Origin of the sequence: Undibacterium sp. Di26W (assembly GCF_049340265.1) — a bacterium.
Taxonomy (GTDB): domain Bacteria; phylum Pseudomonadota; class Gammaproteobacteria; order Burkholderiales; family Burkholderiaceae_D; genus Undibacterium.
The window spans coordinates 1-13941 of the sequence record NZ_JBMPOR010000023.1; the positions used below are offsets into that span (position 1 = coordinate 1).

Here is a 13941-nt window from a genome sequence, read left to right on the forward strand (position 1 = left end):
CTCTGTTTTTCGACAATTTCTTGTCTATGTCACCGTAGTGACATGTCGCTCACTCAAAATACTGACAGTTCAGTTTCTTATTTCTAAAAAACCGTCTTGCTTTATACTTCTTGTGAACACTTGCTATTTTATTTAAGCATTTCCAATCAACCTAAATTGACTGGTGCGCTTCGCAAAGTGCCCACATTTATTGACTGTTAATTGTTAAAGAACCAAAATCTTTTCTGCCTCACTGAACTACTTATTCGTCCAGTTTTGCCGCGCAGCGTTGTGTGCGTCAGCAGCAGAGAAACGAGATTATGAAGCACTTTACTTCCCCTGTCAACACCTGCTGCACTTTTCGTTTCTCTTCGCTCTTTCAAGCTCGCTAAACTGTTGCACGGTATTCACAGCTACCAGATCTTTCCGCAGCCTCTACTTCTCCGCTCAATCTCGGGCCTTGCCTCACTTCTCTCATCCCGCTTCTCAGCGGGAGGCGAACTATAGCAAACCTTCCACCCACTTTGCAAGTACCTTGGGGGAATTATTTATCCTATTCTTGGGGGGTGGCTTGGTAGGGGGCGCTGCGCGCCCTACTATGCTTCGTATGATATTGGCGCTCTCGCTATACTTTACATGCTAATCTTTAAAAAAATTAAATCACGTACTTATTAGAAGTACGTGTAGGCGGTTAGCAAGCGCAGATATAAAACAGGTCCATGAACTATTCACTATTTGATGATGCCAGCGAGATGCAGCCGTGGGTCGAACCCATCTGCGATGGCGCTGTTATCCTCAGGCATTTTTCAGTACGGCACGAGACTGAAATAATGGAAGACATACAGCAGGTATTAAGCAACCATCCCTTCCGTCAGATGCGCACGCCGAACGGTCATCGCATGTCTGTCGCAATGACTTGTTGTGGTGCTGTGGGCTGGGTGTCGGACAAGGATGGTTATCGCTACAGCCCTTACGATCCGGAAAATGGCGAACACTGGCCAGCCATGCCGGAGCGTCTTTCTGCACTTGCCATACAGGCTGCACTGGAAGCCGGCTACCCCGGCTTCCAACCAGATAGCTGTCTGATCAACCAATATCAGACGGGATCGCGTCTTAGCCTGCACCAGGATAAGGATGAAAAGAATTTTGCCGCACCCATCGTATCTTTCTCATTGGGCATACCGGCGACTTTTCTTTTTGGTGGCATGCAGCGCGCCGATCCTGTCCAGCGTTATCATCTGGCACATGGAGATGTCGTGGTCTGGGGTGGCCCGGCGCGCTTGCGTTACCATGGCGTTGCCCCGATCAAAGATGCAGCGCACCCTTTAGTAGGCACACAAAGAATCAATCTGACATTTCGCCAGGCCATGTAGCACGGCGTTGAAATCCAAACAGGCTATCCACCACTTCAAAACAGACAGACAAATCAACCATGCCAGTTTCGCTAGACAATCTCCTCGTCATAGGAATTTCCTCCCGCGCCTTATTTGACCTGGAAGCAGAAGAGACGCTGTTTCAGGAACAGGGCCTGGATGCGTATCGCCAGCATCAACTGCAAGAAGAAAACAGCATACTGAAACCGGGTGCCGGCTTTGGCCTGGTGAAAGCCTTGCTGAAGCTGAATGCACTGACACCGGGACACAGACTGGTGGAAGTCGTCATTATGTCGCGCAACTCGTCCGAGACTTCCTTGCGCATATTCAACTCCATTGCACACTACGGGCTGGATATTACACGTGCGGCCTTGTCTGGCGGCGCCCCTTTGGCGCCGTATCTGCTGGCTTTCAACGTCAGTCTGTTTTTGTCCCTGCATGAAGATGATGTGCAGGCTGCCATCAATTCTGGCGTGGCATCGGCGATGCTATATCGCTTGCCGGACAACGCGGCGGACCCGGAACAAATCCGCATTGCATTTGATGGTGATGCGGTGATTTTTTCAGATGAGTCTGAACGCATTTATCAAGAGTTGGGCGTGGAGGCCTTTGAAGAACATGAACGGGAAAATGCCCGAAAACCTTTGCCGCAAGGGCCATTTGCAAGGCTGCTGGTGGCGCTTTCGTATTTGCAAAATAATTTCAAAACACCAGATGGCCGTGCCTTCCCCTTGCGCACAGCGCTGGTGACTGCGCGCGCCTCCCCCGCCCATGAGCGCGTGATACGCACGCTACGTGCCTGGAATATCGCGATTGATGAAACATTCTTCATGGGTGGCGTGAATAAATCTGCCGTGCTGGCGGCCTTCAAGCCGCATATGTTTTTTGATGACCAGCATGGTCATTGCCTGCATGCGTCGAATGTGGTGCCTACCGGTCGGGTACCTGTCAAACAAGAAAAATAGGCCGCTTCAAAAAAACAAAAAGCCAGTCTGACATGTCAGACTGGCTTTTTTACAGCAATGACAGATTAACGCTGTGCCACTGCATCTACCACACACAAGGCTGTCATATTGACGATGCGACGGACTGTAGCAGATGGCGTCAGGATGTGTACCGGTTTGGCACAGCCCAGCAAGATAGGGCCAATCGCGACATTATTGCCCGCAGTTGTTTTCAGCAGGTTATAGGCGATATTTGCAGCATCAATATTCGGCATGACCAGCAGATTGGCATCGCTCTTCAAAGCCGAATTTGGCATCATTTTCTTGCGGTAGCTGGCATCGAGTGCGGTATCGCCATGCATTTCACCATCGACCTCCAGATCAGGTGCGTCGCGCTGGATAATTGCCAGTGCTGCCCGCATTTTTTGGGCAGATTCGCTATTACTGGAACCGAAATTCGAATGTGACAACAAGGCTGCCTTAGGCAGCAAGCCAAAGCGGCGCATTTCTTCCGCTGCCAGAATGGTGATTTCGGCGATTTGTTCTGCGGTCGGGTTTTCATTCACGTGGGTGTCAACCAGCACTATCTGACGGTCCGGCAAGACCAGGCCATTCATGGCGGCATAGACATTCACGCCATCACGTTTGCCCAATACCTGGTTGATGTAATTCAGATGCAGGCCGGTCGTACCAAAGGTGCCGCAAATCATGCCATCGGCATCGCCTTTATGGATCATCATGGCACCGATCAGTGAATGACGGCGGCGCATTTCCAGTTTGGCATATTGCTCGGTCACGCCCTTGCGTGCGGTCATCTGGTGATAAGTCTGCCAGTAATCGCGATAGCGATCATCGTGTTCAGGGTTAATGACCAGGAAATCTTCGCCAGCCTTGAGGCGCAAGCCGAATTTTTCTATGCGCTGATCGAGGATGTGCGGACGGCCCACCAGGATAGGTGTCGCCAGTTTTTCATCCGCGATGACCTGCACGGCACGCAAGACCTTTTCTTCTTCGCCTTCAGCAAAAACGATGCGCTTGCGTTCTGCCGGGGCTTTTTTGGCGATCTGGAACAGCGGTTTCATAAAGGTACCGCTGTGATAAACGAATTGCTGCAGCTTCTCTACATAAGCCTGCATGTCCTTGATCGGGCGCGCCGCCACACCGCATTCTTCTGCCGCACGCGCTACAGCCGGGGCAATCTTGATCATCAAACGAGGGTCAAAAGGTTTCGGAATCAGGTATTCAGGGCCAAAGGACAAATTGTTGATGCCATACGCAGAGGCGACAATGTCTGACTGCTCAGCCTGGGCCAGTTCTGCAATCGCGTGCACGACCGCGATTTCCATTTCGCGCGTGATGGTGGTTGCACCGCAATCGAGGGCACCACGGAAAATGTAAGGGAAGCACAGAACATTATTGACCTGATTAGGGAAGTCAGAACGCCCGGTCGCCATGATGGCATCGTCACGCACAGCCTTGACTTCTTCCGGCAAGATTTCGGGTGTGGGGTTAGCCAGCGCCAGGATCAGGGGATTCGGTGCCATCAGCTTGACCATATCCTGCTTCAGCACGCCGGCAGCCGACAAGCCCAGGAAAATATCTGCATCAGGCATCACGTCACGCAGACTGCGGGCAGTCGTTTCTTGCGCAAAACGCTCTTTGTCCGGATCCATCAACTCGACACGGCCTTTATAAACCACGCCAGCCAGATCGGTAACGAATATATTTTCCAGCGGGAAGCCCAGGTCCACGATCAAATCCAGGCAGGCCAATGCGGCAGCACCCGCACCAGAGACAACCAGCTTGGTATTCTTGATGGTTTTGCCAACCACTTTCAAGCCATTCATGATCGCCGCGCCTACGATGATCGCTGTACCGTGCTGGTCATCATGGAAGACCGGTATCTTCATGCGTTCACGCAGTTTGCGTTCGATATAAAAGCATTCAGGTGCCTTGATATCTTCCAGATTAATGCCGCCAAATGTCGGCTCCAGAGAGGCAATGATATCGACCAGCTTGTCTGGATCATTTTCGCTGATTTCGATGTCAAATACATCAATACCGGCAAATTTCTTGAACAAGACGCCCTTACCTTCCATCACCGGCTTGGATGCCAGTGGACCAATGTTGCCCAGACCAAGCACCGCCGTACCATTGGTGATTACACCAACCAGATTGCCACGGGCCGTGTATTTGAATGCTGCAGTCGGGTCAGCCACGATTTCTTCACATGGGGCAGCGACACCGGGGGAATACGCCAAAGCCAGATCACGTTGATTCGTCAATTGCTTGGTTGCAGTGACACTGATTTTGCCAGGCGTCGGGAATTCATGATATTCCAGTGCTGCCTGACGCAATTGTTGACGTATTTGCTCTTTTTGATCTGACGAATCCATGTGCTTGGCCTCTTTCTATTTTTGCTTACGGAAATCTTACTGCCCGTGATTCTAGCAGAGGGAACACTCTAACTTTATACGTATTTGTACGACTCATATGCTTTTGGCGCATAACCAAATGCGATTTATCTTGCTAGGCAAAGTCATATAGCTATTAACTATTGAATCAATTAAATCAATTGTCTTTTAAAATCAATTATTAAAATCTATTATCTGTCTCACGTTGATAGCAAACGCACGCAAATTTCAGTAAATCACCAGGAGAGCATTATGAGCACCCAGGCAACCCCATCCGTCACCATTAAAAACCTTGAATCGGCCTTTGCTGGCGAATCCATGGCCCACATTAAATACCGCTACTTTGCCAAACTGGCACGTGAAGCAGGTGCCATCGAAATTGCTGAAGCATTCGAAGCCACCGCCGACCAGGAGGTCATGCATGCCTTTGGTCATCTGGATTTGCTGTATCCCAAAAGCCAGTTGACGCCACAACGTGCGCTGGAAATTGCCATCGAAGGTGAAACCTATGAATACACTGAAATGTACCCGACATTCCGCCATCTCGCTGTGGAAGAAGGCAACCACGCTGCTGTCGCTGAATACGATGAGCAAATCGCAGAATCTAAGGAACACGCTGAAAACTTTAAGCGGACTTTAGCAATCGCGGCAAAACGTTTCGCTGCGCTGGCAAAGGTGGAAGAGCGTCACGCCAATCATTATCGCGCTGTGCTGGAAGCCAATCAGGCTTGAGTCCGGGAAAAAATTTAATCAAAAGTTAATCAAAGAATACAGAGGACACCATGAAAACTTACCAATGCATCGTATGCGGTTTTATCTATGATGAATCCATAGGCTTGCCAGAAGAAGGCATCGCCGCAGGCACACGCTGGGACGATATCCCGGCAGATTGGGAATGTCCGGATTGCGGCGTCGCCAAAGCTGATTTTGACATGATAGAAATCTGAGGTTTGCCATGAAGCCCATCATCATCATCGGTTCCGGTCTTGCGGGTTACACCCTCGCCAGGGAATTCCGCAAGCTCGACAAAACCACGCCCTTGCTGATCATCACTGGCGATGATGGTGGCTTTTATTCCAAGCCCATGCTGTCGAATGCCTTTGCATTGGGCAAGCAGCCACCACAGTTGCAAAGCCAGACCGTTGAACAAATGGCGGCCCAATTAAATGCCCATGTCCTGACCCGGACCATGGTCAGCGGCATCAACACCGATGCGCAAACCGTGCAGACCACTATGGGCGAATTTGACTATGCGCAACTGATCCTGGCACTGGGTGCGCAAGCCATACGCCTGCCCATCGCTGGCAATGCTGCCGACCAGGTCTTGTCAGTCAACAACCTGGCTGACTATACGGTGTTTCGCGAGAGACTGGCACAAGCCGGCGACAAGGTAAACGTCACCATACTGGGGGCAGGATTGATAGGTTGTGAATTCAGTGACGACCTGGCCAGTGCAGGCCATGCCGTCACCCTGGTAGACCCCAATGCCCTGCCACTGGCAGCACTGGCACCGGTCGCCATTTCACAAGGCTTGCAAACTGCCCTGATGGAAAAAGGCGTGCAACTGGAACTTGGCACCACCGCCAGCCAGATTGACCGGCGCGACCAGGCCCTGCACGTCACCCTGTCCAATGGCCACAGTTTTGCCGCGGACGTGGTTTTGTCCGCGGTCGGCCTGCGGGCCGACACCCGCTTGGCACAGGCAGCGCAATTACATACCGGACGCGGGATCATTGTGGATGAATATGGCCAAACCAGTGCCAGTAATGTCTATGCACTGGGCGATTGTGCGCAGTACACCCTGGCCGATGGCAGTCAAAGCACCATGCCCTATGTAGCACCGCTGATGGCAGCCGCCAGATCGATTGCATTGAGCCTGACTGGTCAGCCCACACAGATAGACATGAAACTGGCTGCGGTATTGGTCAAAACACCCAGCTATCCGGTCGCCCTGATCGCACCTGCCGCCCACATCAGCGCGTCAGGCACATGGGAATCCGAACACAGTGCCGGTGTCACGACCAGTCGTTTCTTTGATAGTGATAAGGTAATGCGCGGCTTTGCTGTTGCGCCACACAGTGCCAAATCAAGAACGGCACTGATAAGCGAAATGACAGCGGCACAGACGGCAAGCATCGCACCTTAACATAAGCGGCAAAACACCTGCCCATGCCTGTACCTATGCAGCTTAGTGTAGCTGACATTTGTGCCAAATTAAGCCAGCCCATGTTGTATCCCGAGCTTCCTTCGGTACAATGCGCAGATGCTTTCCGAATTTGACCTCATCAAGCGCTATTTTGCGCAACACCGTATTCAAGACAGCCGCATCGCCCTGGGCATAGGGGATGATTGCGCCCTGCTCAATCCCAGTCCGGGCATGCAAATGGCCATTTCCAGTGACATGCTGGTTTCTGGCCGTCATTTTTTTCATGATGCTGACCCACGCATGCTGGGCCACAAATGCCTGGCGGTGAATTTATCCGATCTGGCTGCGATGGGGGCAAAACCCATCGCATTCACCCTTGCCCTGTCGCTGCCGGAAGCCAATCCAGCCTGGCTGGCTGAATTTTCAGCGGGCCTGCTGGCCTTGGCGGATGAATATCAATGCCATCTCATCGGTGGCGATACGACCAAGGGTCCGTTGAATATCTGTATCACGATTTTTGGCGAACTTCCACCTGGCACTGCGCTGCGTCGTGATGCCGCCCGCAGCGGTGACGATATCTGGGTGTCTGGTACCTTGGGTGATGCCCGTCTGGCCCTGGCGGCATACTGGAATGAAGTATCGCTGCAGTCACACGCACATCAGCAGGCCGCATTGCGCATGCATACACCCAGCCCGCGTATTGCGCTGGGTATGGCGCTGCGCGATATCGCCCATGCAGCACTGGATATTTCAGATGGCCTGGCCGGCGATCTTGGCCATATCCTGGAAAAGTCCGGCGTCGGTGCCACTCTATTGATAGACCAGTTACCCGCAGGACCGGTATTGCAAACGCAGCCACAAGACTTGCGCAGGCAATTTACCCTGAATGGCGGTGATGATTATGAACTATGCTTTACTGCACCGGCAGGCAACAGGCAGCAAGTGCTGGCTGCTGCTGCACAATCCGGCACAGCCGTCACCCGCATAGGCCAGATAGAAAGCGCCGCCGGTTTGCGTCTGCTGGATGCTGAAGGTAACCGCCTGCATCTGCCCTACCAATCCTTTGATCACTTCGTCAATCCATGACTACCCTAGAATCAGGCCAGACAGCCATCGTCACCCACCCAACCTGGCGTTTCATGCTGCGTCACCCTGCCCACATCCTGGCGCAGGGCTTTGGCAGTGGCCTGTCACCGATTATGCCTGGCACATCCGGCACCTTGTTCGGATGGCTGAGTTTCCATATTTTTTCCACACGCTGGCCTGAAATTTTTACCACGACCAACTGGGCCATCATCATCCTGCTGGGGTTTATCGTCGGTATCTGGGCTTGCCAGGTTACCGGCAAAAACATGGGTGTCGCCGATCATGGCAGCATGGTCTGGGATGAAATCATTGCCATGTGGCTGGTGCTACTGTTTATCACGCCTGCCAGTTGGCAAACCCAATTGTGGGCTTTTATCATTTTTCGCTTTTTTGATATGGCAAAGCCCCCCCCTATCGGTTATTTTGACCGTCGCTTCAAGGGTGGCTTTGGCGTGATGTGGGATGACATAGTAGCGGCCTTCTTTTGCCTGCTGAGTTTCGCGTTATGGCGCGTATTCTAAATAAATTTTCCGCATCAAAATTTTCCACTACAATAATCCATACAAATAAGAAGGGGACATGCAAGCATGTCCCCTTCTTATTTTTAAGCATCGCACCGGGCAAACGATTGCGATTTTATTCGTCCTTTACACCATCTATCCCCAGTTCCTGGATTTTTCGTGTAATCGTATTGCGGCCTATCCCTAAACGAATGGCTGCATCATTCTTGCGACCATGGGTATGTCGCAAGGCGGCCTTGATGACGACAGATTCAAAGCTGCGACCCAGCTTGTCAATGACTTCAGACTGTCCTTCTGCCAGCATGGCTGCTGCCTCGGCTTCCAGCAAGGATATCCAGCTTTCACCACTGCGATACACCGGCTTTTCCATAAAGGCACTGGTACCGGCCTGCGCGGGCGCAGCTGCCATATATTCGGCAGGGCGTGCGTGCGAGTCGCTGCCATTCATACCAACTAGCGGGCTCACAGGTGCTGTGATTGGAACCAAATCTTGTGGCAAATCAGGAATTTCTACTGTTTGCCCCGGTGCCATGACCGTAATCCAGTTGCACAGGTTTTCCAGTTGTCTGACGTTGCCCGGAAAATCCAGGCTGGATAAAAATTGCAATGCCGGTTCGGACATGCGTTTTACATCTACCCCCAGTTGCTTGGCACTTTGGTTCAGGAAATATTTGGTCAACAGCGGAATGTCTTCACGGCGTTCGCGCAAGCTGGGCAAACGCAGGCGGATGACGTTCAGGCGATGATACAAGTCTTCGCGGAACAAGCCATCTTTGACACGTATTTCCAGATTCTGGTGGGTCGCCGCAATCACGCGCACATTCGCCTTCATCGGCTGATGTCCACCTACGCGGTAAAAATGGCCGTCCGACAAAACGCGCAGCAAGCGTGTTTGCAAATCAAACGGCATATCACCGATTTCATCCAGGAACAGGGTGCCGCCTTCGGCTTGTTCAAAGCGCCCGCGTCGTGTCGTTTGCGCGCCAGTAAAAGCGCCGCGTTCATGACCGAATAATTCTGATTCCAGCAAATCCTTGGGGATAGCTGCGGTATTCAATGCAATGAAAGGCTGGGATGCGCGCGGACTATGCTTATGCAGCGCACGTGCCACCAACTCTTTACCACTACCGGATTCACCGGTAATCAGCACCGTCACATTCGATTGTGACAAACGACCTATGGCGCGAAACACATCCTGCATGGCAGGTGCCTGCCCGAGGATTTCCGGGGTTTCGGACATACTTTGCTCAACACTGGATTCACGCAGACTTTCATCCAGCGCACGACGTATCAGTTCGACTGCCTTGTCCAGATCAAAAGGCTTGGCCAGGTATTCAAATGCACCGCCCTGAAAGGCTGCAACGGCAGATTCCAGATCCGAAAACGCCGTCATGATAATCACCGGCAAACCCGGATATTTAGCCTTCACGGTTTGCAAGAGTTCCAAGCCGGAAGCACCATGCATGCGTATGTCAGAGACCAGCACTTGCGGTGTATCGCTTTGCAAAGCGTTCATCGCATCTCTTGCATTGGTGAAGCTGCGCGTTGCCAGATTTTCCCTCGCCAATGCCTTTTCCAGCACCCAGCGAATTGAATCATCGTCATCCACTATCCAGATTGGTTTCATATTATCGTTCTGCATTCTGTGTTAAGCATTTCAATAGAAGGAGCACTTTTGGTGCAACCACTTTTTCCTTTACCTCACTTCAAGGTAAGGGAATGAGTATCCTGAAATCCGTGTACTCTGGCCTGCTTTCACATTCGATGACACCCAAGTGCTGTTCAACGAAAGTTTGCGCCAGTGTCAATCCCAGACCGCTACCGCCTTCCTTACCCGAGACCAGTGGGTAGAAAATCCGGTTGCGTATCTCAGGCGGAATTCCCGGACCGTTATCAATGATATGCAAATCTAATGCCAGCCTGTAGCGAACCTTCGCCAGCGTGATCTGGCGCACCACGCGCGACTTGAAAGTCAGCACCGCATCGCCCTGTTTGATTCTTTCATGCAAGGCCTGGGCAGCATTGTGGGCAATGTTCAATACTGTCTGGATCAACTGTTCTTTGTCGCCACGAAATTCAGGTATCGATAAATCATAGTCGCGCCTGATGGTCAGGCCTTGTGGAAATTCAGCCACAATCAGGCTGCGCACGCGTTCACAGACTTCATGGATATTCACGTCGCCAACGATATGCGGCAGCCGGTGCGGGGCCAGCAAGCGGTCCACCAGCGTCTGCAGGCGGTCGGCTTCCTTGATGATGACCTGGGTATATTCGCGCAATTCACGCAGGTGGCGTTCGGGCAATTCCAGCTCCAGCAGTTGCGCTGCGCCACGTATTCCACCCAGGGGGTTTTTGATTTCATGGGCCAGGTTACGTATCAATTCCTTGTTGGCCTTGCTCTGATCGAGCATGCGTTCTTCTCTGTCGAGCTTGAGTTGCTGTACATTTTCGCGCAGCTCTATCAAGACCGGCGTTTCAGGATTATCCAGCGCCGTCACGATGCTGTGCACATGCAGCGCCTCACGTCCGGCGCGCTCCAGTGTCAGGTCCTGGCGTTTGTCGGCAAACTGGTGTGCCACCGCCTGATGAAACACCTCAATCAGCTCTTCGCCGTTCAGGAACAGGTCTGTCAGCTTTAAATGCGTGAGTGATTTGAATGAGCTATCCAGCAGATTTTCAGCAGAGGCGTTGGCAAACAAAATACTGCCCTCAGCATCCAGCACGATCACGGCTGAAGTCAGCAAATCCAGTCCAGCAAATGAGGTAAGTGGAGTTTTCAAGCGATATCCAATAAAAAAGGCCGCACATAGCGACCTTTACGCAAGCATCATGCCCGGATTGGCATCTAAGGACACCATTTCCCGGCATGGACGGCTTATTTCGAATTGCCTATCTCTCGTTTAAGCGCTTCTATGTTCTTTTCGGTGCGGGCGATGTCTTCTTTCATCATATTGGTGCGTTCCTGGTATTTGGCGTAATTTTTTTCATCGCCTCGCCTTTCAGGCTCACCATTATTGAACTCTTTTTTCAAATTCGCGAGCTTCTGCTCTTCCGCCTTCAATTCGTCCTGCAAAATCTGCTTGCGGTCTGAATCCCTGGCTTTTTGTGTTCCCTCATCTACCTTGGGAAAGTCGGTAGGGCTGCTGGCAGGTTTGCCTTGTGGCTTTTTACCTGCGGTTGGCAACACCGGGGCGGGTACCACCGTAATGCCCTGCAATTCCACTTTTTTACAACCTTTAACCGCACCCGTGTTCTTGTATTCCTTTTTACCGTTCTCGTCGACGCATAAATACACGTCGCCCTGTGCATGGGCATAGGCCTGTACACCAATCAGGAGGATGAAAGCTGACAATAGTCGATTCATATTAAAGCAATAATCAATCACGGACTTGTAGTGTATGCGATGCAGCGCTGCAACACAATTACGAAGAAATCAGCATTTGTAACAAAAAAAGCGGGGTTGCCCCCGCTTTTTATGGTTTTTACACTGATTACAGAGAGTAATACATGTCGAATTCGACCGGATGAGTCGTCATGCGGTAGCGTTGTACTTCCTGCATTTTCAAGTCGATGTACGCATCAATCATGCTGTCGCTGAACACACCACCGCGTGTCAGGAATTCACGATCTTTGTTCAATGCATTCAGTGCTTCTTCCAGCGAAGCGCAGACGGTCGGGATCAATGCATCTTCTTCTGGCGGCAAATGGTACAGATCTTTGCTAGCTGCTTCGCCGGGATGGATTTTGTTTTGAACGCCGTCCAGACCTGCCATCATCAGTGCAGAGAAGCACAGGTATGGATTCGCCAGTGGATCAGGGAAACGTGTTTCGATACGACGACCTTTTGGATTGGCAACGTAAGGAATACGGATGGAAGCAGAACGGTTACGGGCAGAGTACGCCAGTTTAACCGGTGCTTCATAACCTGGAACCAGACGCTTGTAAGAGTTGGTGCCTGGATTAGTGATCGCATTCAATGCTTTTGCATGTTTGATAATGCCGCCGATGTAGTACAGGGCGAAATCAGACAAACCAGCATAGCCGTCGCCAGCAAACAGGTTTTTACCATCTTTCCAGATGGATTGATGTACGTGCATACCAGAACCATTGTCGCCAACGATAGGCTTAGGCATGAAAGTCGCTGTCTTGCCGTAGGTATGCGCTACGTTCCAGACTACGTATTTCAGGTTTTGTGTCCAGTCAGCGCGTTCTACCAGAGTAGAGAACTTGGTGCCGATTTCGTTTTGACCGGCGCCAGCCACTTCATGGTGATGCACTTCAACCGGAATACCCAGAGATTCCAGGATCAGGCACATTTCAGAACGCATGTCCTGGAAGCTGTCGACTGGAGGAACCGGGAAATAACCACCTTTGACGGTAGGACGATGGCCAGTATTGCCGCCTTCGAGTTTTTCGCCAGTGGTCCAGGATGCTTCTTCAGAGTCGATCTTGACGAAGGCACCGGACATGTCCACTTTCCAGCGCACGCTGTCAAAAATGAAGAATTCTGGCTCTGGGCCGAAGTAAGCGGTGTCACCGATACCGGAAGATTTCAGATACGCTTCAGCGCGTTTGGCGATGGAACGTGGATCGCGGTCATAACCTTTACCATCGGATGGCTCGATGACGTCACATTGCATGAACAATGTTGTTTCTTCGAAGAAAGGATCGATATTGGCAGTATTAGGATCAGGCATCAACAACATGTCGGATGCTTCGATACCTTTCCAGCCAGCGATGGACGAGCCGTCAAATGCGTGGCCAGATTCGAATTTATCGATATCGAACTGGGAAACTGGAACAGTTACGTGCTGTTCTTTGCCTCGGGTATCAGCAAAGCGAAAATCAACGAACTTAACTTCGTTGTCTTTCGCCATTTTCAAGACTTCTGCGGCTGTCATTGCCATGTGAAACTCCTCAAATAGAGCTAAAAATAAATTCGGAAATTGCTGAGCCCTGCACCTGCCAGCAACCAAGAACGAGTGAACAGTCCTACCTCATCCACTCTTGAATTCAACTGGCGGCTAAACTCAGTGAGAGATGATAGCAGAATCCATGCCATCAACCAGCCAAAGCATATTCAAATTTGAAATTTGTTAAATGCTTGTTTTTGTGGCGTTTTCTTTGTGCATAACCAAGTCTTGCCGCAAGCAAACAAATAACAAAGTGACTCGATTTGGTGCAAATACCATTAAACGCACCAATTAAATGCATTAATATTTGAAATGCGTTTTTATGCACAGATTTAGGGCATTTTAACTGCAATGCATTTGCACTTGCTTAAATGCCATTAATGTATGCTTCCTATGCAACCCCTGAAGTGATTCTTCGCCCCAGCCGTCGACGCTGGTTGAGGGTTTGAATCTTATTCAATTCGCCCAACACAAAGTATCCGGATGCTCGTCATTTGATCGGTATCAATCAAGTATCAATCGGTCGACTAAATTCAAGCAATGAGATTGACGCGCATTTATTGAA

Annotated in this window: 12 protein-coding genes; 7 read left to right on the plus strand and 5 right to left on the minus strand. The window is 51.0% G+C overall.

Translation table 11 applies throughout. The annotated features are described in order from the left end of the window. The first annotated feature begins 698 nt into the window (after positions 1–698). Positions 699–1352: a DNA oxidative demethylase AlkB gene (alkB, locus tag ACO0LM_RS22095; protein ID WP_423039979.1), complete on the plus strand. Its 654-nt coding sequence runs from the start codon at positions 699–701 to the stop codon at positions 1350–1352. 59 nt (positions 1353–1411) lie between these two features. After that, entirely contained in the window at positions 1412–2317 is a 906-nt protein-coding gene (locus tag ACO0LM_RS22100) for a 5'-nucleotidase (RefSeq protein ID WP_422988004.1), read from the plus strand. A gap of 65 nt (positions 2318–2382) precedes the next feature. On the opposite strand, the gene ACO0LM_RS22105 is transcribed toward ACO0LM_RS22100, so the two are convergent. Next, entirely contained in the window at positions 2383–4692 is a 2310-nt protein-coding gene (locus ACO0LM_RS22105) for an NADP-dependent malic enzyme (protein WP_422988003.1), read from the minus strand. Between the two features lie 270 nt (positions 4693–4962). Between ACO0LM_RS22105 and ACO0LM_RS22110 the strand changes: the two genes are divergently transcribed. The 5 genes from ACO0LM_RS22110 (at position 4963) to ACO0LM_RS22130 (ending at position 8463) form a co-directional block, all read left to right on the plus strand. Continuing rightward, positions 4963–5442 carry a rubrerythrin family protein gene (locus ACO0LM_RS22110; RefSeq protein WP_422988002.1) on the plus strand — a complete coding sequence of 160 codons (480 nt, stop codon included), beginning with the start codon at positions 4963–4965 and terminating at the stop codon, positions 5440–5442. 50 nt (positions 5443–5492) lie between these two features. Next, positions 5493–5657 (plus strand): rubredoxin, encoded by a 165-nt coding sequence (locus ACO0LM_RS22115; RefSeq protein WP_422988001.1) that lies wholly within the window; start codon positions 5493–5495, stop codon positions 5655–5657. An 8-nt stretch (positions 5658–5665) separates the two neighbouring features. After that, on the plus strand, positions 5666–6856 hold the full coding sequence (locus ACO0LM_RS22120) for an FAD-dependent oxidoreductase (protein WP_423039981.1): 1191 nt from the start codon (positions 5666–5668) through the stop codon (positions 6854–6856). Between the two features lie 117 nt (positions 6857–6973). Then, complete coding sequence (gene thiL / locus ACO0LM_RS22125) at positions 6974–7942, plus strand: thiamine-phosphate kinase (protein WP_423039983.1); 969 nt, start codon at positions 6974–6976, stop codon at positions 7940–7942. After that, complete coding sequence (locus ACO0LM_RS22130; RefSeq protein ID WP_423039985.1) at positions 7939–8463, plus strand: phosphatidylglycerophosphatase A; 525 nt, start codon at positions 7939–7941, stop codon at positions 8461–8463. Before thiL ends, ACO0LM_RS22130 begins: the two co-directional genes overlap by 4 nt. A gap of 115 nt (positions 8464–8578) precedes the next feature. Here ACO0LM_RS22130 and ntrC read toward each other — a convergent pair whose 3' ends face one another. The 4 genes from ntrC to glnA form a co-directional block, all read right to left on the minus strand. After that, the gene (ntrC, locus tag ACO0LM_RS22135) at positions 8579–10090 is read right to left on the minus strand and encodes a nitrogen regulation protein NR(I) (RefSeq protein WP_422987997.1); all 1512 of its coding nucleotides are present in this window, start codon (positions 10088–10090) and stop codon (positions 8579–8581) included. Between the two features lie 79 nt (positions 10091–10169). After that, on the minus strand, positions 10170–11243 hold the full coding sequence (gene glnL / locus ACO0LM_RS22140; RefSeq protein ID WP_423039987.1) for a nitrogen regulation protein NR(II): 1074 nt from the start codon (positions 11241–11243) through the stop codon (positions 10170–10172). A gap of 95 nt (positions 11244–11338) precedes the next feature. Then, the gene (locus ACO0LM_RS22145; protein ID WP_423039989.1) at positions 11339–11827 is read right to left on the minus strand and encodes a DUF4124 domain-containing protein; all 489 of its coding nucleotides are present in this window, start codon (positions 11825–11827) and stop codon (positions 11339–11341) included. 127 nt (positions 11828–11954) lie between these two features. Beyond that, entirely contained in the window at positions 11955–13370 is a 1416-nt protein-coding gene (gene glnA / locus ACO0LM_RS22150; protein WP_422987994.1) for a type I glutamate--ammonia ligase, read from the minus strand. Positions 13371–13941 lie beyond the last annotated feature (571 nt).

Excerpts from the sequence above, each read along its gene's own strand:
- alkB (WP_423039979.1), top strand. The coding sequence starts at position 699 with ATGAACTATTCACTATTTGATGATGCCAGCGAGATGCAGCCGTGGGTC.
- ACO0LM_RS22100 (WP_422988004.1), top strand. The coding sequence starts at position 1,412 with ATGCCAGTTTCGCTAGACAATCTCCTCGTCATAGGAATTTCCTCCCGC.
- ACO0LM_RS22105 (WP_422988003.1), bottom strand. The coding sequence starts at position 4,692 with ATGGATTCGTCAGATCAAAAAGAGCAAATACGTCAACAATTGCGTCAG.
- ACO0LM_RS22110 (WP_422988002.1), top strand. The coding sequence starts at position 4,963 with ATGAGCACCCAGGCAACCCCATCCGTCACCATTAAAAACCTTGAATCG.
- ACO0LM_RS22115 (WP_422988001.1), top strand. The coding sequence starts at position 5,493 with ATGAAAACTTACCAATGCATCGTATGCGGTTTTATCTATGATGAATCC.
- ACO0LM_RS22120 (WP_423039981.1), top strand. The coding sequence starts at position 5,666 with ATGAAGCCCATCATCATCATCGGTTCCGGTCTTGCGGGTTACACCCTC.
- thiL (WP_423039983.1), top strand. The coding sequence starts at position 6,974 with ATGCTTTCCGAATTTGACCTCATCAAGCGCTATTTTGCGCAACACCGT.
- ACO0LM_RS22130 (WP_423039985.1), top strand. The coding sequence starts at position 7,939 with ATGACTACCCTAGAATCAGGCCAGACAGCCATCGTCACCCACCCAACC.
- ntrC (WP_422987997.1), bottom strand. The coding sequence starts at position 10,090 with ATGAAACCAATCTGGATAGTGGATGACGATGATTCAATTCGCTGGGTG.
- ACO0LM_RS22145 (WP_423039989.1), bottom strand. The coding sequence starts at position 11,827 with ATGAATCGACTATTGTCAGCTTTCATCCTCCTGATTGGTGTACAGGCC.
- glnA (WP_422987994.1), bottom strand. The coding sequence starts at position 13,370 with ATGGCAATGACAGCCGCAGAAGTCTTGAAAATGGCGAAAGACAACGAA.